Here is an 18398-nt window from a genome sequence, read left to right as displayed (position 1 = left end):
CGCGACCCCCTCGATCGACAGTAAAACAGCGCGGCCGGACGGGAGTCCGCCGCGCTTGCTAGAATCAGGGATTCTCTGCTGCCAAAAACGGGTGCGTCCGCGCCCGGCCGAAGGAACCCGAATGAAACAATACCTCGACCTCGTCCGCCAGATTCTCGATACCGGCACGTGGCAGGAAAACCGCACGGGCATTCGCACGATCAGCATGCCCGGCGCGATGATGCGCTTCGATCTGCAGCAGGGTTTCCCGGCTGTCACCACGAAGAAACTGGCGTTCAGGTCCGCCGTGGGCGAACTGGTGGGCTTCCTGCGCGCGTCGCGCAGCGCGGCGGAGTTCCGCGCGCTCGGCTGCAAGGTCTGGGACGCGAACGCCAACGACAATCCGCAATGGCTCGCGAACCCGTATCGCGAAGGCCCGGACGACCTCGGCGACGTGTACGGGGTGCAGTGGCGCAAGTGGCCGGCCTACAAGGTGCTGGACGCAGGCGCCACCGCACGGATCGCGGATGCGACCTCGCGTGGCTTCAGTATCGTCACGTCATTCGATGAAGGCGGCAGCCAGAAAGTGCTGCTCTACAAGGCGGTCGACCAGTTGCGCCAGTGTCTCGACACGATCATGCGCAACCCGTCGGACCGTCGAATCCTGTTTCACGGATGGAACCCGGCGGTGCTCGACGAAATCGCGCTGCCTGCGTGCCATTTGCTGTACCAGTTTCTGCCGAACGCGACGAAGCGCGAAATTTCACTCTGCCTGTATATCCGCAGTAACGACGTCGGGCTCGGTACGCCGTTCAATCTGACCGAAGGCGCCGCGCTGCTGCATCTGGTCGGACGGCTGACGGGCTACACGCCGCGCTGGTTCACGTATTTCATCGGCGACGCGCACATCTACGAAAACCAGCTCGACATGCTGCAGCAGCAGCTCAGGCGCGAGCCGTTCGACAGCCCTTCGTTCGCGATCAGTGAGCGCGTGCCGGCGTATGCGCAGACGGGCGTCTATGAGCCGGAATGGCTCGAGAAGATCGAGCCGTCGGATTTCTCGCTGGTCGGCTACCGTCATCACGAGCCGCTGACGGCGCCGATGGCCGTGTAGTCTCTTGTTCCGTTTCACGTCGTGCCGGCTGGGCATGACGAAAAACCCGCATCGCTGCGTGAGCCGATGCGGGTTTTTTCATGGAGTCGACGTTGACGAAAAACGTTTCAACCTCTCTGATGTTCCTGATGTTCGCCTCCGCCCGTGGCGTGCTGGTCCGGGTGTGGTTGCGCATGCGGCTGCTGGACCTGCGGCGGCGGTTGCGGATGAGGCTGGGGCGCTGGTTGTGGACGCGGCTGCTGCGCCTGTTGCGGATGAAATTCCGGGCGCGGCTGGGGTTGCGGCTGCGGACGCGGTTCTGGCCGCGGCTGCTGGGCCTGTTGCCGTGGTTGCGGCTGCGGATGAAACGCCTCGCGAGGCGGCTGCTGCACGGGTTGAGGTGCCGGCTGTGGCCGGGGCTGTTGCTGCGCGTGCATTTCCGGCGTGTGTGGCGCCTGTGCGGCCTGTTGAGGTGCGGGCTGCGGATGCGGCATTGATTGCGCCTGTTGCGGTTGATGCATCTGCTGCGCTTGCGGCGGCTGCGCCTGCGGATGGAATTCCTGACGCGGCTGCTGGGCGACGGCCGGATTCTCCGCATGATTCGGCGGTTGTGGCGCGCCGCGATCTGTCTGCGCCGGATGGCCCTGCATCGGACTGCCCGGCTGCTGCGGACGCGGGGCCTGCTGCGCCATCGGCGCATGAGGCTGCGTCCATGCCGGCTGCTGGCGTGGCTGACCGGCCGCTGCTTCTGGTTGCGGATGCGGTTGCCCCCCGTTCGGAACATTGCCCCAGACCTGTGGCGGACGCGGCACGCCGTTTGCCGGCTGCGGATGTGCGTTAGCCATTTGCGGAGGCTGACCCGGGTGTTGCGGGGCCGCGCCCGGCGCCCGCGCAACTGCACCGGGACGTTGAGGCGCCGTACCCGGACGCTGCGCCACTTGACCTTCACCGCGCGCTGGCGTCGCGCCCGGACCATGCGCCTGTACCACACGCACGTTCTGCGCCGGCGCGTCCGAGCCAGCCTGCCGCGGCCGGTTGCCCAGATGCGCCGGTACGGAAGTGCGCACCACCGGATTTCCCGCGTTCGGCACGCGTCCGCCGCTTCGCGCGAAACGTTGTGCGAGGTTGTCGTGATACACCGCCGGCATGACCGGACTACGGGTTGCGATGACGGGCCGTTGCGTCACGTTCGAAGGCGGCCTGGAGTTCGCGTTACGCATGCCGGGGTTGAAGCTCTCGCGAACCGGTGCGATGCCCGGGGTGCCCGGATTGATCCGCGCATTTCGCCACTGACGCGGATCGACCTTCTGCGCATAACGTCCCACCGGCTGACCATGGACGAACGCGGTCGCCGGGACGGCGGTCACGCCGCCGGGCGCGCGATAGTTGACATACGTGTTGTGGACGTTGATGTTCGTCACGTTCATCTGGCGGTTGTCATTGTTCACCACCACCGTCCGGTTCACGCGGTCGTAATAGTGCGGGCTCCAGTCGCCGCCGCGCGGATGCCACGGCTCACCCGGACCGAGCGGAAACCATGCGACGCCGGCGGCTGCCACCGCACCGCCGATCGCCAGATTCACGCCCCAGTTGAAATGACTGTCGCCACCGCCCACGAACGCGACGAGGGCCGGCGCATACACCGGCGGCTCTGCTTCGACGATCGGCCCCGGCGCCCACGCCCACGCATTGTCGACATAAGCCCAGCGGCCATAGTGATACGGCGCGAAACCCCACGGCGCGTCGTCGATCCATGTCCAGCCCCACGGCGCCTGCCAGATCCAGTGGCCGTCGCGATACGGCGCCCAGCCCGTCGGCACCGCGTTCGGTACCCACACTTCGCCGTATTGCGGATTGTCGCGCCACGTGCCGTTGGCATCGAGATCCTGATAGCCGGGAATGTCGCGCGATACGTAGCGCGCCGATACCGAGCGGTCTTCGGCCGCGTCGCGGCTCGATGCCCACTGATCGAATGCATCAGGCTGCGGCGCGCCGTTGTCGGCGGTCTGTTGCAGGTTCGTACCGGTGAACGTCACCTGCTGGCCGGCCTGCACGGGCACCTGTGCGTTGTCTCCATACACGGTTGCCGCGCCGCTGCGCACGGTGACGGTCGTACTGCTGCCGTCCGGCGCGACGTCGACGCGGTAATCGCCAGCAGCGCTCACGCCGAGCGCGAGGTTCGGCGTGTCGATCTCATACGTCGAACCGGCCGGCAACGAACGCACACGCGTCGACAGCGTGCCCTGCGCGACCTTCAACTGGGCGTTGCTGTCATCGAGATTCAGGACGTCGAGGCTCGTCGATTCGCCGAGGCGAACCGCCGTCGAGCCGAGATGCAGTTCCGAACGCGCGCCCTTGTCGTTCCAGAGCTGGTCGCCGGTGGTGAGCGGCCGGTTGATCTGCGCGTACGACCAGTCGGTTGCACCGGCGGGCTGGGTGGTGACCGTGCCCGCGGTGTAGTTCAGGCGCGCGACGCGTCCCGGCGGATCGTTCTGGGCCGTCTGCGGCGCCTGTGCATCGGGCGGGGCGTCCGGTGGCGCGGCCTGCGCGAACGCGGCCTGGGCAGCAAGGGAAAACGGCACGGCGGCGAGGAGGAGATAACCCGTGATACGGCGGAGCGCAAGCAGGTGTGGTGTGAGTGTGTTCATGTGTTCTCTCCATCGGATGCAGCCGCATGGCCGCATCCTGTGAAGTCACTCTACCTGCCGTGCCTGTATCAAGGCGCGCTCATTTGTAAGTCTCGCCGGGAGGCCTGTAACAAAATTTATCGACGGTCGCGCGCAGCGGAAAATCCGGCCCGCCGCCTTATTGCGCGAGGAACTGGTCGAAGTGGCGCCGTCCGGCAGGCGTGATTCGCAGGATGCGCGGCCGCTCCGTGCGTTCGACCCAGCCGTGCGTCTTCCACGCTTCGAGAAGCGCCGCGCCGAGCGCGCCGCCCAGATGCGGCCGGCGTTCGCTCCAGTCGAGGCAGGTGCAGGCGAAGCGTCGCCGCCGCGCCTGCTGTCCGCCGACGTCGATGCCCCAGCCCGCGAAGCGGGCCGTGCCGGCGGGCGTCGCGTCGAGCGTGTCGCCGTTCTGCGTGAGCAGACCGTCGCCGACCATCCGTTCGAAAACGCGCACCGCGAGCTCACCGGCCATGTGGTCGTAGCACGTGCGCGCGTAACGCATGTCGACCGGCACCGTGCGTGCGGGACGCAGCACCGGACGCTGCGGCGCCGTGGCCTGCGCGACGTTGGCGAGCGCTTCGATCGTGGCGGCGATTTCCGGCGAAGCGATCCTGAAATAGCGATGCCTGCCGCGCACTTCGAGCGCGAGAAGGCCGCCATCGGTGAGCCGCGCCAGATGGGCGCTGGCCGCCGACGGCGAGAGACCCGCGATCAACGTCAGTTCGCCGGCGGGCCTGGCGCTGCCGTCCATCAGCGCCCACAGCATCGCGGCGCGCCCCGGATCGGCAAGCAGCGCGCCGAGCCGGCTCAGACCTGGGAAATGGCTCTGGCCGCGCTCGTCGAGCAACGGATTGGACATGGCGTCTCCACATGGGTAGCGGCCGATAAGGCGCGCGATGACCTCACTTTAGCGCGGCATCGCATTCCATGTTTCACGATGAGGCGAAATGTCGAATGCAATGCCGCTACCGGGTGCGGGACGTCCGCCAGGCTAGAATCGGATCCTCTTCTCGCCGGACAGCAAGGCAGTCATGAAACGCTATTTCGCCATTGCCGCAGCCGCGTTTGCGGTGCTTTGCGCTGGCTGCGCACAGGGCGGCGCGAGTTCCTCGCAATCGGATTCGAGCGGTATCACGATGTACGGCACCATCGACGAAGGCGTCACCTTCCATAAATAATCGCAACCGCGATGCCGTGGCCGGTGGAAACGACTGGTCTGGCTGGAATTGATGCATCATTGGCATTCCTGCCATCGACGGGCATGTGACGATCAGGACTTTCGTCACCTTGACCGCATGAGGTTCGCCAATGTCGCCCAACGCTGCTGCTTTTTCATCCACGGTTCCGGATCCGCGCCCGTCCGACGCCAGCGGCCGGCGCGGCGCGCGCGTGCTGGCGGTATGCCAGGCGCTTTATACGTCGTCGGTGTCCATCGATCTGACGTTGACAGGGCTGGTCGGCTACACGCTCGCCGACGACAAGGCGCTCGCGACGCTGCCCTTTTCGCTGATCACCGTCGCCGCCGCGCTCACCACGATTTTCGCGTCGTTCCTCATGGCCCGCGTCGGACGGCGCGCGGGGTTCGTGCTGGGCGCGGGCGTCGGGGCGGTGGGCGGCGCGATCTCCGTGTATGCGATCTTTCATCACAGTTTCTGGGCGTTCTGCGCCGGCACGGCGACGGTCGGCGTGTTCCAGGCATTCGCGCAGTACTACCGGCTTGCCGCCGCTGACGCCGTCGGCGGCGAGGCGAAAGGCCGTGCGATCTCGACGGTGCTGGCGGGCGGCGTCTTCGCCGCGGTGGCCGGCCCGGCGCTTGCCGCGTGGAGCCGCGACTGGCTCGCGCCAGTGGCGTTCGCCGGGTCGTATGCGCTCGTGACCGTGTTTGGCCTCCTGTCGATCGTGCTGCTCGCGCTGTTCTACCGGGATCACGTGCCGGCCCACGCGAGCGCGGCCGTGGCCGCCGAGCCGGCGCGACCTCTCGGGGACATCGTCCTGCAGCCGGTTTTCCTTGCCGCGCTGGCGAACAACGCGCTCGGTTATGCCGTGATGATGTTCGTGATGACAGCGACGCCGATCGCGGCACTCGCCTGCGGACACACGATCGGAGACGGCGCGCGGATCATTCAATGGCACCTTGTCGGCATGTTCGCGCCGTCGTTCTTCACTGGGCGACTGATCCGGCGCTTCGGCGTGCTGCGTGTGATCGGCGTGGGCATCGTGTTGTCGGCGCTGTGCGCCGTGATCGCGCTTCGTTCGACCGACCTGCCGCACTTTTATGCGGCGCTGGCCTGCCTTGGCGTCGGCTGGAACTTCATGTTCGTAGGCGGCTCGACGCTGCTGTCGCAGTCGTACCGGCCGTCCGAACGCGCGAAGACGCAGGCCACGAGCGAATTCACGACCTTCGCGTTTTCCGCGCTCGGATCGCTTTTCGCGGGACAGCTGCTCGCGCACTTCGGCTGGGCCGTGATCAATGCGGCGATCCTGCCGTTGCTCGGCGTTGCCGCGCTCGCGACGCTCGCCTTTGCGTGGTCGCGCTCGCGCGTCGTCGCTGCTGCGGCTTCCTGATTGCTGTTCCGACTGGACGACAAGCCTGCTCACATGAATGCTTCTGTCACACCTGTTTCAATGGTTCGCCACATCGTGATCGCCGTGGCGCCCGATCTCGTGCTGCTCGACGCCTGCGGACCGCTGGAGGCGTTCTGGCGAGCCGAGCTGACGCTCGCCGAGGCTGCGCGAAAAGCGGCCGTTCCGGACGCAACCGGGATGCCGGCGCACGAGCCGGTTGCCTATCGCCTGACGGTGGCGTCGATCGAAGGCGGTGTCCTGCAGACGTTTCCGGGTTTGCCGGTCGTCACGCAACGGCTCGATGCGCTGGATGACGAACCCATCGATACCGTGATCGTGTCCGGTGTGCCGATCGACGAGCGGATCGCGCTGCAGCCCGAGCTCGTCGCGTGGCTCGCGCGTCGCGCACCTCGCGTGCGCCGCGTGTGTTCGGTGTGCACCGGCGCGTTTTATCTGGCGGCGGCGGGCCTTCTCGACGGACGCCGCGCGACGACGCACTGGCGCAGTGCCGAACTGCTCGCACGGCATTTTCCGAAGGTGCATGTGAATGCGGATCCGATTTTCATCCGCGATGCGCGGGATTTGCGCGTTGCAGGCGACGTGTCCGCGCGGCGCTCCGGAGGTGATCCGAGCGATGCGGATGATGGGCGCGGCGGGCAGGGCGCGGCCATGTCCGCGCGCGACGATGAAGCGCACGACCCGCGGCAGACGCACGCGGTCTGGACTTCGGCGGGCGTGACCGCGGGCATCGACCTCGCGCTGGCGCTGATCGAGGAAGACGTCGGTCACGCGATCGCAATGCAGGCCGCGCGGCGGCTGGTGGTTTTCATGAAGCGTCCCGGCGGGCAGTCCCAGTTCAGCGCGGCACTGGCCGCGCAGGCAACGGCCGGCGGCCCGTTCGACGCGCTGCATAGCTGGATGGCGGTCAATCTGCGCGACGATCTTTCGGTCGAGCGGCTGGCCGGTCAGGCGCGCATGAGCCCGCGTACCTTCGCGCGACGCTACGTCGAGGAAGTGGGGCGTACGCCCGCGAAAACCGTTTCATCGATGCGACTCGAAGCGGCGGCACAGTCGCTAGCGGCTTCGCGCGCGCCGCTCAAGCGGATCGCGCTCGACTGCGGCTTTGGCAGTGAACAGAATTTAAGACGTGCGTTCATGCGAAGGTTCGGGGTGTTGCCGCTTGATTATCGCGAGCGGTTTGCGTCCGCTGCCTGAAGGGTTTTGACGTATCTGACGGCGTGCACGGTGCGTTGAACCGCTTGTGACCCGTGTGCAGACGGTTCAGGTCACGCGGCCGGTGCGTTTTGTGCGCTCGTGCGTTCGTGCGCTTGTTCGTTTGTCTTCGCGCACAACGTGGTATCTCCGGATCGTGTATCGCGCTGTTTCTGGCACTCGTATAATCGGCTCCTTTCGATAATCTCAATTCCCGAACGGAGTGCAGGATGAGTAGAGTCAAGACCCACAACCCTGCGGCCCCGATGGACCGTTCCGAAACCACCTTCCGCTTTCTCGCCGAGCCGACCTCGGTGAACTTCGGCGGCAAGGTTCACGGCGGCGCGCTGATGAAGTGGATCGACGAAACCGCCTACGCGTGCGCGGCGGTCTGGTCGAGCCGCTACTGCGTGACGGTAAGCGTCGGCAACATCCGTTTCCGTCGTCCGATCCTGGTCGGCAATCTGGTCGAACTGCGCGCCCGCGTCGTCGCGACGGGCCGGACCAGCATGCACATTCACGTGTCGGTGCAGGCCGGCGACCCGAAGGGCGGCGAGCTGCTGCAGACGACTGATTGCCTCGTCGTGATGGTCGCCGTCAACGAGAACGGGCACCCGATTGGCGTGCCGTCGTTCGAGCCGGAAACCGACGAGCAGAAACGCCTTGCGAAGTACGCGATGGACGTCAAGGACGCGCTCGATGCCATCGTCGAACTGAAGCCTGAAGAGGTGGTGAAAGGCGCGGTTTGATGGGGCGTCGCTGCGGGCCCTGAACGCGCGCGCCGGGTGAGTGCGCGTGGCCTGAGCCTGCCAGGTAAAGACACCAGTAAGGACACCAGTAAAAAACGCTGCGCCGGTTCACGCCGGCACGGCGTTTTTCGTATCGGTATCCGGGCCGGAGATCAGGCATCGGATCCGGCAAAAGATCGACCCCAGCCGGACGTCAGGTCTTGATCGTGCCGACCATGTCGGCTGGCTTCACCCAGTCGTCGAATTGCTGTTCTGTCACGTGACCGAGCGCGAGCGCCGCGGCTTTGAGTGTCGTGCCTTCCTTGTGCGCTTTTTTCGCGATCTGCGCGGCCTTGTCGTAGCCGATGTGCGGATTGAGCGCGGTGACGAGCATCAGCGATTCGTTCAGCAGCGTCTCGATACGGTCGTGGTTCGGTTCGATGCCGACCGCGCAGTTGTCGTTGAAACTCAGCGCGCCGTCAGCGAGAAGCCGGATCGATTGCAGCACGTTGTGGGCGATCATCGGACGGAACACGTTGAGCTCGAAATTGCCGCTCGCGCCGCCGAAGTTCACGGCGACGTCGTTGCCGAACACCTGGCAGCACAGCATCGTGAGCGCTTCGGACTGCGTCGGATTGACCTTGCCCGGCATGATCGAGCTGCCCGGTTCGTTCTCCGGAATCGACAGCTCGCCGAGGCCGCAGCGCGGACCGCTCGCGAGCCAGCGGATGTCGTTCGCGATCTTCATCAGGCTTGCGGCCACCGTTTTCAGCGCGCCGTGCGCGAAGACGAGCGCATCCGCCGCGGCCATCACCTCGAACTTGTTCGGTGCCGACACGAACGGCACGCCCGTCAGCTTGCCGATCGCAGCCGCGACCTTGCCGGCGAACTGCGGATGCGCGTTGAGGCCGGTGCCGACGGCCGTGCCGCCCTGCGCGAGTTCATACAGATGCGGCAGCGCCGATTCGAGATGCTTCGCGCACTGATCGAGTTGCGCGACGTAACCGGAGAACTCCTGACCGAGCGTGAGCGGCGTCGCATCCTGCAAGTGCGTGCGGCCAATTTTCACGATGCCAGCGAACGCTTTCGCCTTCGAGTCGAGGGTATCGCGCAAGGTCTTCACCGCCGGCAGCAGATTTTTGACGATGCCGACAGCCGCCGCGATGTGCATGGCCGTCGGGAACACATCGTTTGAAGACTGCCCGCGGTTCACGTCGTCATTCGGATGCACCTTGCGTGCTTCGCCGCGCTCGCCGCCGAGCAGTTCGCTTGCCCGGTTCGCGATCACCTCGTTGAGGTTCATGTTGCTTTGCGTGCCGGAGCCGGTCTGCCACACGGCAAGCGGAAATTCGTCGGGGTGCTTGCCTGCGATGATTTCGTCGGCGGCTTCGATAATCGCGCGGGCTTTCTTTTCGTCGAGTACGCCGAGGCCCTGATTTACTTCCGCTGCCGCGCGCTTGATGATGGCGAGCGCGGTAATCAGTTCGGGCGACTGCTTTTCAGTCGAGATCTTGAAGTTCTGCAACGAGCGCTGCGTCTGGGCGCCCCAGAGTTTTGCATTCGGCACGGCGATTTCGCCAAACGTGTCGCGCTCCATCCGTACATCTTCAGTCATGATTCAACTCCACTTGAGAAAGTGTTGCGGCGCGCGGCACTACCGCACGTCAAAGCTGGCTGTCGACTGGCAGCAGCATGAAAATTCCCGTCATCAGGTTCCTGTAAAAACCGGCGCCCGGATCCAGATTCCAGGTGCGTAACTGGCCTTCGACCTCGCCGGTCCAGACAAGGTCGCTCGGCGGCGCATCCGTTGCCTTGAGCCGCGCAAGCTGCGCGGGCGTGGCAAGTTCCACGCGATAGCTGACCGACGGAGCCGTTGCATGGTCGAAGATCGTTGCCAGCTGCTCCGCGAGCGGCCGGCTATGGATCACGAGCACCAGTTCCGTGTTGAGATTCGCGGAGCGCGGATCGAGATTCATCGAGCCGATCACAAGGATCCGCCGGTCGATCACGAATGTCTTGGCGTGCAGGCTCGAGTGCGAGGCCGAACCGATGAAATTGACCCGCGATCTACGCTGTTCCTGCTGCGGCATGAATTCGTAAAGCTCGACGCCGTGCGCGAGCAACGGTTCACGATATGGACTGTACCCGGCCTGCACGGCGACTGCATCGGTGGCGGCAAGCGAGTTCGTCAGCACGGCAACCCGCACGCCACGCGCCGTGAGCTCGCCGAGCGCCTTGACGCCGGCATCGTGTGGCACGAAGTAAGGCGACGTGATCAGCACTTCTTTCTGCGCCGCGTTCGTGAGCGCGATGACGCGCTCCAGCGGCGGGCTTTTGTAGTCGGGCGAAGGATGCGTGATCTTGTCGGGCGTGTCGGCCTTGAATTCGGCTTTCGCCCACGTGAGCCCGAGTTCGTCCTTCTGGATCTGCGAGGCAAGCGGCGTGGCGTTGAGCGGTTTCGCGTTATACGGATCGGCGTTGGCGCGCCAGTGTGCCCGCAGTTCGTCGCGCATCGCATCGAGATCGGCGGCGTCGAATTTCTGCTTGTTGAGCGCGCGTAGCGGGTACGAGGCACTGCTGTTCCAGTACGCGTCGAAGCTTGCCGAAATGTCATTCGTGACCGGGCCTGCCGCGAGCACATCGATGTCGCGGAACTGCAGCGTTTCGCTCGCGCTGAAGTATTCGTCGCCGAGATTGCGGCCGCCGACGATCGCGAGCTGGTTGTCCGCGATCATGGCCTTGTTGTGCATGCGCCGCGTGAAATGGTCGAGCTGCGTCAACACGTTGCTCGTGCGCTCGTAGAAGCTTTCCTGCGCCGAACCGAACGGATTGAAGACGCGGATTTCGATGTTGTCGTGGGAATTGAGCGCGGCCATCACGCGATCGATGTCCTTGAAGTTCAGGTCGTCGACCAGCATGCGCACCCGCACGCCGTTATCGGCCGCGTAGAGTGCGGCGGCGAGCAGCAGCTTGCCCGTGGTGTCCTCATTCGCGATGTAGTACTGCATGTCGAGCGTCTTCGTCGCGGCGCGGGCGAGTGCGATGCGCATCTGCAGCGCGTCGGTGCCGCTCGCCAGCACACGGAAGCCGGATTCGCCGGGATGCATGCGTTCGAGCGGGGCGAGCGCCGCGCCGAGCGCGGTGGGTTCCGACGCCGGCAGCGCGTGCGTGATGTCGCGATGAAGATCGGTTGCCGGTGGGCGCGTCGCGCAGCCGCTGACGAACGCAAGGAACGCACACGCGAATGCGAGGCGCAGGCTGGCGGCCCAAGCGACGTAAATATCGTGAAGCCGAACGCTGTTCTTGTTGCTGTTGTATCCCGGCACCTTGGCGCTCTCCCTGTGAAACGGCTGCTACCGCCTGGCAACTGGCGTACCGCGAGTCACCGCCGCAGCCTGAAAAGCATTCTAAGGGGAATCGGGCGGCCAGACCCACCTGGCCGTTCGGCAGATTGTTTGCGCCGGCGCGTCGCTTCAGAATGCGTGAACGCGTCGGGCGGATGGGGTGGTCGAGCGGTGACGGGCACGTCACGGGAAGGCGTGGGGAAAGGAAGGGTAACGCGAAGTGCGGCGAACAGGCGGAATCGAAGGATAACGGAGGACGCAGCGCCGGCGGCAAACACACGGCAACAGGCTTGAGGATCAGCCGCCGCCGTGTGAGCGCGGTCATCGGGACGATGACCGCGAATGGCGGATTACGACGCGCCCTGGCTGCGCCCGGGCGCGAGCGGGGCGGCACCGTCAGGGTGCGTCGACCCCTTCGCCGGGCGGCCTGCCCAGTAGCCCGCGAGCAGCGACCCGGACAGGTTGTGCCACACCGAGAACAGCGCGCCCGGGAGCGCGGCGATCGGCGTGAAGTACAGCTTGCCGAGCGTGGCGGCAAGGCCGGAGTTCTGCATGCCGACTTCGATGGCGAGCGTGCGGCACACGGCCTCGTCGAAGCCGAGCAGGCGGCCGCCCCAGTAACCGCCGAGCAGGCCGATCCCGTTATGCAGCACGACGCCGAGCATCACCAGGAGGCCGACGGACGCGATGCTCTTTTGCGTGCCGCCCACGACTGCCGCGATGATCAGCAGAATGGCGACCATCGAAACGAGCGGCAGCACGGGCTCGATCCTGCGCACGAAACGGCTGAACAGATGGTTCACGATCAGGCCGACGACGATTGGCAGCGCGACGATCTGCAGGATGCTCATCAGCATGCCGTGGACGTCGACCACGATCGAGGCGTCGACGTACAGGCGCGTGAGCAGCGGGGTCGCGAACACGCCGACGAGCGTCGACAGCGCGCTGATGGTGACGGACAGCGCGACATCGCCGCGCGCCAGATAGATCATGACGTTCGACGCCGTGCCGCTCGCCACGCTGCCGACGAGCACCATGCCCGCCGTGAGGTCGGGCGGCATGCGCAATGCCTTCGCGATGGCCCACGCGGCAAGCGGCATCACGAGGTAATGCAGCACGATGCCGGCCACGACCGGAGCCGGCCGCGTGAACACACGCTGGAAATCGGCCACTGAGAGCGTGACGCCCATGGCCAGCATGATGATCGTGAGCAGCGTGGTGACGTGCGGAGCGATGGGTGTTACGGACGTCGGCGAAAAACAGGCCGCGAACGAGACGAACACGGCCCACAGGGGGAAAAGGCGGGTAGCGCGGGCGAGCATGAAAAGATCCTGTTTGCCTGGATTGACGGTAAATACGGCGCCGCTATGTAGCGGACGCTTATTTTACCGGCCGGTTTCCAGTCGACAGGCGTTTCCAGCCATGTTTTCAGCGTTTACCGGGTAAGTCCTGGGTCGGTCGCGCTATCGGTGCCCGGCTGACCGGCCGGGATGGCGGGTACGCGTCGCAGGCTCAGGTGGTGAAAGCGCAGCGTCATCAGGAGCGCCACGCTGGCGAGGCCCGCGGCGAGGCCCCACCACAGGCCGCGCGCCCCGAGGCCAAAGTGGAACGCCAGCGTGTAGCCAGTCGGAAAGCCGATGCCCCAGTAGCCGAATGCGGCGGCGATCATCGGCACGCGGGTGTCTTTCAGGCCGCGCAGGCAGCCGGAGCCGACCGTCTGCATGCCGTCGACGATCTGGAAAATCGCCGCGACGCCAAGCAGGGACGCGGCGAGCGACACCGTCGATGCGTTCGCCGGGTCGTCGAGATGCAGATACAGACCGACGATCGCGTGCGGTGCCACGATCAGCACGGTGCCCGACAGCACCATGAAGCCGACGCCGAGCGCGATCGCCACGAACCCGGCGTGCCGGGCGGCAAGCGGTTGTCCGGCGCCCGACCAGTAGCCGACTCGCACGTTCGCTGCCTGGCCGATCGCGAGCGGCACCATGAACGCCACCGAAGCAACATTGAGCGCGATCTGGTGCGCGGCGAGCTGGGATTCGCCGAGCAGGCCGACCATCAGGCCGGTCGCGAGAAAAAGCGTCGACTCGACGCCGTAGGTGATCGCAACGGGCCAGCCGATGCCGAACAGCTCGCCCATGAGCGGCATCTCCGGACGTGTCGCCGTCACGAAATGGCGATATCTCGGACGCAGGTGGAGAAGCGCCATCAGGATGAGCGCCGTCAGCCATACCGTGATGGTCGTCGCCGCGCCCGAGCCGAGAAAGCCGAGCCTCGGCAGGCCATACGCGCCGTGAATCAGGCCGTAGTTGAGGAACGCGTTGACGCCCACGCCGCCAATCGATACCCAGAGCAGGCGCTTCGCGGCGCCGATCGCGGGCAGGAACGAGCGCATCAGGCCGATCCCGATCAGACTCGCAGGCGTGCCCCAGCGCAGCATCGCGCAGTATTCGCCGACGTTATGGGCGAGCAGCGTGGGCTCGCCGAACGCGAGCAGGATCGGACTCGCGAACGACAGCAGCGCGAACGCGGGTATCGCCAGCAGGATCGAGAGCAGGAGACCTGTCCAGTAGATGTGCGGCACGCGCTCTTCCGCCTGCGCGCCGCGCGCATGCGCGACGCTCACGCTGACGGACGTCAGCACGCCCTGCAGCAGCGTCACGACGACGAAGAACAGGTTCGCGCCGAGGCCGCCGGCCGCGAGCGCGTCGGGACCGAGCGAGCCGAGCAGGACGGTATCGGTGACACCCATCGCCATCTGCGAGAGCTGTGCGATGGCGAGCGGGGCGGCGAGGCGGGCGGTATCGGCGGCATGCCGCGATAGCGACGGTTGCGCGGCGGTTATGTGGGGCAAACCGGGTTGGGTCATGAACGAGGAACGGCGCGCGGAACGCGGTCCGCGCCGTTTTCTTCTAAAAGAGACAGCTTATTGGGAAGCTGTGCCGCTGTCGATCACGAAGCACATTTCTGGTGCAATTTCTTTCGCTAACCTTCGTGGACGGCGATCCGCGTGTCGCCCAGCAGCACCACCTGGCCCGCGCGGATCTTGCAGGTCTTGCGCGTTTCGATCTGGCCGTCGACGGTCACGGCGCCGGAAGCGACGATTACTTTCGCCGAGCCGCCGCTGTCGGCGAGGCCCGTGATCTTGAGCAGGTTGTGCAGTTCGACGTAGTCGCCGGTCAGCGTGAAATCGAGGTTGGGCATGGCGCGCGCCAGTCGGGATACGACATCGAATCATAAGCCAGAAGTCTCATGGACGCACTCTGCGTGCCTGCTTTGGCCCGCTCTGCAAGCAGATGTTATCGAGTTGTCAGGAAATGAAACGTTGAGTAACACCCGGTGTTTGCGGTCGAACTTCACTCTCCAGAGGGCAGTCTGTAGAAAAGCCTGCTGCATTTTGTAGCGAGGCTCAACAGACCGGACGCGGTGCGCATTGAATGCGGCACGCCAGATTCGACGCCCGGCCGGACAACTTGAGAGAGGAAAGCCATGACCCAGATTCGTTCGCTTCTGATCGGTACCGCCCTGACCGCCCTTGCTTCGAGCGCTGCGTTCGCGCAGACAGGCGCGCAACCGGCTCCGGGCGCGACAGCCCAGCCCCAGTCCCAGATGCAGATGCCCGCCGCGCAAGGCGCTGACATGGCGCCGGCCGCACCGGCCGCGCAGGGTGTAACGCCCGTCACGCCGGCGCCGCAACGACTGGTCGCGCCGGGTTCGGCCGATCCGCTCGTCCAGAAGCGTGATGCCAACGCGCAGGCAAACGCCGAATACCGCGCGTCGAAGAAGGCTTCGAAGGCGCAGATGAAGCAGGAACAGAAGGATGCGAAGGCGCAATACAAGCAGGACGTGCGCAACGCGAAGATCAACAAGCAGGCTGACAAGGCCGCCGCGAGCAACGAAATGAACGCGCAAATGCAGGGCACGCAGGGACAGGGCGCGGCTCCGGGAACCGATACACACCAGTAACCCGTCGGTAATCGCGTCTCTTGCCCGCGCCCATTTTCCGGGCCCCGTTTCAGCCGTTTCCCCTGCCGGGACCGTTTCATGCGGAGAATGCAGACGGCACAACAGGAGGTATCCCATGAAAACCAGCACACTCATCGCGGCGCTTGTCGCAGGTTGCCTGTCGGCCGGCATGCCGGCCGCCGCTTTCGCGCAAACCGCGCCTTCGCGTGATCCGGTATCGGAGCCTGTCACGCATGCAGACAGCAAGGCCGCGAAGGAACAGTCGAAGGCTGATAAAAAGGCGGCCGTCGCTCAGGCAAAGGCGGACAGGAAGAAGACCGATGCGCAGTCCGATGCCGACAAGGCAGCGGCCGACGCTCGCGTGAAGGACGCAAAGAAGCAGGATTAACCACGCACGCCTCTCGCGTCCCCGACCCGCGTCACGGTTTCGTCCGAGCCAACGGCGTGTCGCAACGAGCGGCCCGGAGCGCTATGCGCGTCCGGGCCGTTCCTGTCTGCGTGAGCTGAAAATCCCAAAGAAAGCGCGGATCGCTTCGGTCGCCGCCATGGAGCCCCAAACAGGGCGCTTGTCGGCACGGGTTGTATGGATATACAGTATGCGTCGCCCTCCGTCACCTTATGCTCCCGACCACTGTGCTCTCCACCGCCGATTCCCCGCCCTCCAATGCCGCCGCCTGGCTCGCGAAGCTCAACGAGGCCCAGCGCGAGGCCGTCGAATTCGGTGCGGACGATTCTGGAGAACCATCCGGCGCGCTGCTGGTGATTGCCGGCGCGGGTTCCGGCAAGACGAATACGCTGGCCCATCGCGTCGCGCACCTGGTGATGAAGGGCGCCGACCCGCGTCGCATCCTGCTGCTCACGTTTTCGCGGCGCGCCGCGCAGGAAATGATCCGGCGCGTCACGCGCATCGCGGGCGCCGCGCCCGGCGCGCGGGCGGCGTTCGCCCAGGGGCTCACCTGGTCGGGCACGTTTCACAGCGTCGGCGCGCGTCTGCTGCGCGAATACGCCGATCTCATCGGCCTGTCGCCCACCTTCACGATCAACGATCGCGAAGACTCCGCCGATCTGATGAACCTCGTGCGTCATGAACTCGGGTTGTCGGCGAAAGAGAAGCGGTTCCCGTCGAAAAACACCTGTTTTTCGATCTATTCGCGCGTCGTGAACACGAGTGCAACGCTCGCCGACGTGCTCGACACCGCGTTTCCGTGGTGTCGCGAATGGGAAGCCGAGCTGCGCGCGCTCTTTGCCGCGTACGTCGCGGCCAAGCAGACGCAGAGCGTGCTCGATTACGACGACCTTCTGCTGTACTGGTCGCACATGGCGGCGGAGCCGTCGATCGCGGCCGACCTGTCGGGGCGCTTCGATCATGTGCTTGTCGACGAATACCAGGACACCAACCGCCTGCAGGCGTCGATCCTGCTCGGCATCAAGCCGGACGGGCGCGGCCTGACGGTTGTCGGTGACGACGCGCAGTCCATCTATTCGTTTCGCGGCGCGACGGTGCGCAACATCCTCGATTTCCCGGCGCACTTCGATCCGCCGGCGAAACAGGTCACGCTCGAGCGCAACTATCGTTCGACACAGCCGATTCTTGCCGCATCGAACGCCGTCATCGATCTCGCGGCCGAGCGCTTCACGAAGAACCTGTGGACCGATCGCGCATCGGCGCAACGTCCGCGTCTTGTCACCGTCGCCGATGAAGTCGATCAGGCGCGTTATGTGGTCGAGAAAGTGCTGGAGGCGCGCGAGGACGGCATGAAGCTGAAATCGCAGGCCATCCTGTTCAGGGCCGCCCATCACAGCGCGACGCTCGAGATCGAACTGACCCGGCGCAACATTCCGTTCGTCAAGTTCGGCGGCCTCAAATTCCTCGATTCGGTCCATGTGAAGGACGTCCTCGCCGTATTGCGCTGGGCGGAAAATCCGCGCGACCGGGTGGCGGGTTTTCGCGTCGTCCAGTTAATGCCGGGCATCGGGCCGGCAACGGCCGCGCGCGTGCTCGATCAGGTCGCCGAACGCGCTGGCGCGACGCCGCCGGAAGACACGGACACAGCCGTCGGCCTGTATCGCGGTGCGCAGCACACAGCGGGCGCGCTGGCGTCGTTCACGCCGCCGGCCCGCGCGGCGCAAGACTGGCAACCGTTCGTCGAACTGATGTCGCAGTTGTGTGGGCGCCAGTCGGCCTGGCCGGCGGAGTTCGAGTTGATCCGCCGCTGGTACGAGCCGCATCTGGAGCGCAATCACGAAGATGCTTCGATCCGTCAGGGCGATCTGCTGCAGATGGAAAGCATCGCGGGCACCTATGCGTCGCGCGAGCGCTTTCTGACCGAGCTGACGCTCGATCCGCCCGACGCCACCAGCGATGAATCGGGCGTGCCGCTGATCGACGAAGACTATTTAATCCTGTCGACGATCCATTCTGCGAAAGGGCAGGAGTGGCGCAACGTGTTCGTGCTGAACGGCGTCGACGGCTGCATTCCGTCGGATCTCGCGACGGGCAACGACACCGAACTCGATGAAGAACGGCGCCTGCTCTATGTCGCGATGACGCGTGCAAAGGAGGACCTGCATATCGTCGTGCCGCAGCGCTTCTACGTGCACAACCAGACGCAACTCGGCGACCGTCACGTGTGGGCGCAGCGTACGCGGTTCATTCCGGCGCATCTGCTGCCGCTCTTCGACGCGCACGCATGGCCGCATGTGCCGGTGCCCGCCGCGCCGACGGCCGCCGGGCTTGCGGCAGCGGCCCACGCGAAGATCGAGATCGCGGCGAAGCTGAGAAAGATGTGGGATTGAGCGATGCGCCCAGCGCCGCGGGCGTGTGATCGACGCGGGCCTGCAG

The 18398-nt window shown here is 65.5% G+C and carries 15 protein-coding genes; 8 read left to right on the top strand and 7 right to left on the bottom strand.

The window, feature by feature from the left end; translation table 11 throughout:
• The first annotated feature begins 121 nt into the window (after positions 1–121).
• On the top strand, positions 122–1093 hold the full coding sequence (locus LPA37_RS07925; protein WP_228975639.1) for a thymidylate synthase: 972 nt from the start codon (positions 122–124) through the stop codon (positions 1091–1093).
• Positions 1094–1200: 107 nt separating this feature from the next.
• On the opposite strand, the gene LPA37_RS07920 is transcribed toward LPA37_RS07925, so the two are convergent.
• The gene (locus LPA37_RS07920) at positions 1201–3720 is read right to left on the bottom strand and encodes a DUF6600 domain-containing protein (RefSeq protein WP_228975638.1); all 2520 of its coding nucleotides are present in this window, start codon (positions 3718–3720) and stop codon (positions 1201–1203) included.
• A gap of 157 nt (positions 3721–3877) precedes the next feature.
• The gene (locus tag LPA37_RS07915) at positions 3878–4597 is read right to left on the bottom strand and encodes an ArsR/SmtB family transcription factor (protein WP_228975636.1); all 720 of its coding nucleotides are present in this window, start codon (positions 4595–4597) and stop codon (positions 3878–3880) included.
• A gap of 172 nt (positions 4598–4769) precedes the next feature.
• Here LPA37_RS07915 and LPA37_RS07910 point away from each other — a divergent pair, with 172 nt between their 5' ends.
• The 4 genes from LPA37_RS07910 to LPA37_RS07895 all read left to right on the top strand — a co-directional run bounded on the left by LPA37_RS07910 (position 4770) and on the right by LPA37_RS07895 (position 8264).
• A complete protein-coding gene (locus LPA37_RS07910; RefSeq protein WP_228975634.1) occupies positions 4770–4916 on the top strand; it encodes a hypothetical protein in 147 nt (48 codons plus the stop codon).
• A gap of 130 nt (positions 4917–5046) precedes the next feature.
• A complete protein-coding gene (locus LPA37_RS07905) occupies positions 5047–6303 on the top strand; it encodes an MFS transporter (protein WP_229012198.1) in 1257 nt (418 codons plus the stop codon).
• A gap of 33 nt (positions 6304–6336) precedes the next feature.
• Positions 6337–7518 (top strand): GlxA family transcriptional regulator, encoded by a 1182-nt coding sequence (locus LPA37_RS07900; RefSeq protein ID WP_229012197.1) that lies wholly within the window; start codon positions 6337–6339, stop codon positions 7516–7518.
• Positions 7519–7745: 227 nt separating this feature from the next.
• Entirely contained in the window at positions 7746–8264 is a 519-nt protein-coding gene (locus LPA37_RS07895; RefSeq protein WP_228975626.1) for an acyl-CoA thioesterase, read from the top strand.
• Positions 8265–8457: 193 nt separating this feature from the next.
• Here the strand turns inward: LPA37_RS07895 and fumC are convergent, their stop codons facing one another.
• From fumC to LPA37_RS07870, 5 genes are all read right to left on the bottom strand, one after another.
• Positions 8458–9858 carry a class II fumarate hydratase gene (gene fumC, locus LPA37_RS07890; protein ID WP_228975624.1) on the bottom strand — a complete coding sequence of 467 codons (1401 nt, stop codon included), beginning with the start codon at positions 9856–9858 and terminating at the stop codon, positions 8458–8460.
• A gap of 49 nt (positions 9859–9907) precedes the next feature.
• Positions 9908–11524, bottom strand: coding sequence for a phospholipase D family protein (locus LPA37_RS07885; protein WP_229012205.1), 1617 nt, complete (start codon positions 11522–11524; stop codon positions 9908–9910).
• A gap of 413 nt (positions 11525–11937) precedes the next feature.
• The gene (gene panS / locus LPA37_RS07880) at positions 11938–12909 is read right to left on the bottom strand and encodes a ketopantoate/pantoate/pantothenate transporter PanS (RefSeq protein WP_229012196.1); all 972 of its coding nucleotides are present in this window, start codon (positions 12907–12909) and stop codon (positions 11938–11940) included.
• A 113-nt stretch (positions 12910–13022) separates the two neighbouring features.
• On the bottom strand, positions 13023–14459 hold the full coding sequence (locus LPA37_RS07875) for an MATE family efflux transporter (RefSeq protein ID WP_229012195.1): 1437 nt from the start codon (positions 14457–14459) through the stop codon (positions 13023–13025).
• 116 nt (positions 14460–14575) lie between these two features.
• Positions 14576–14794, bottom strand: coding sequence for an RNA-binding S4 domain-containing protein (locus LPA37_RS07870; RefSeq protein WP_228975618.1), 219 nt, complete (start codon positions 14792–14794; stop codon positions 14576–14578).
• A 285-nt stretch (positions 14795–15079) separates the two neighbouring features.
• On the opposite strand from LPA37_RS07870, the gene LPA37_RS07865 reads away from it, so the two are divergent.
• The 3 genes from LPA37_RS07865 to LPA37_RS07855 all read left to right on the top strand — a co-directional run bounded on the left by LPA37_RS07865 (position 15080) and on the right by LPA37_RS07855 (position 18352).
• On the top strand, positions 15080–15556 hold the full coding sequence (locus LPA37_RS07865; protein WP_228975617.1) for a hypothetical protein: 477 nt from the start codon (positions 15080–15082) through the stop codon (positions 15554–15556).
• 115 nt (positions 15557–15671) lie between these two features.
• Positions 15672–15944, top strand: a complete 273-nt coding sequence (locus LPA37_RS07860; protein WP_228975616.1) for a hypothetical protein — start codon at positions 15672–15674, stop codon at positions 15942–15944.
• A 230-nt stretch (positions 15945–16174) separates the two neighbouring features.
• The gene (locus LPA37_RS07855; protein WP_229012194.1) at positions 16175–18352 is read left to right on the top strand and encodes an ATP-dependent helicase; all 2178 of its coding nucleotides are present in this window, start codon (positions 16175–16177) and stop codon (positions 18350–18352) included.
• Positions 18353–18398: the final 46 nt, after the last annotated feature.

Source organism: Paraburkholderia gardini (genome assembly GCF_907164545.1).
Lineage (GTDB): Bacteria > Pseudomonadota > Gammaproteobacteria > Burkholderiales > Burkholderiaceae > Paraburkholderia > Paraburkholderia gardini.
The sequence above is the reverse complement of the archived record's forward strand: the minus strand, read 5'-3'. Positions and strand labels throughout refer to the sequence as shown.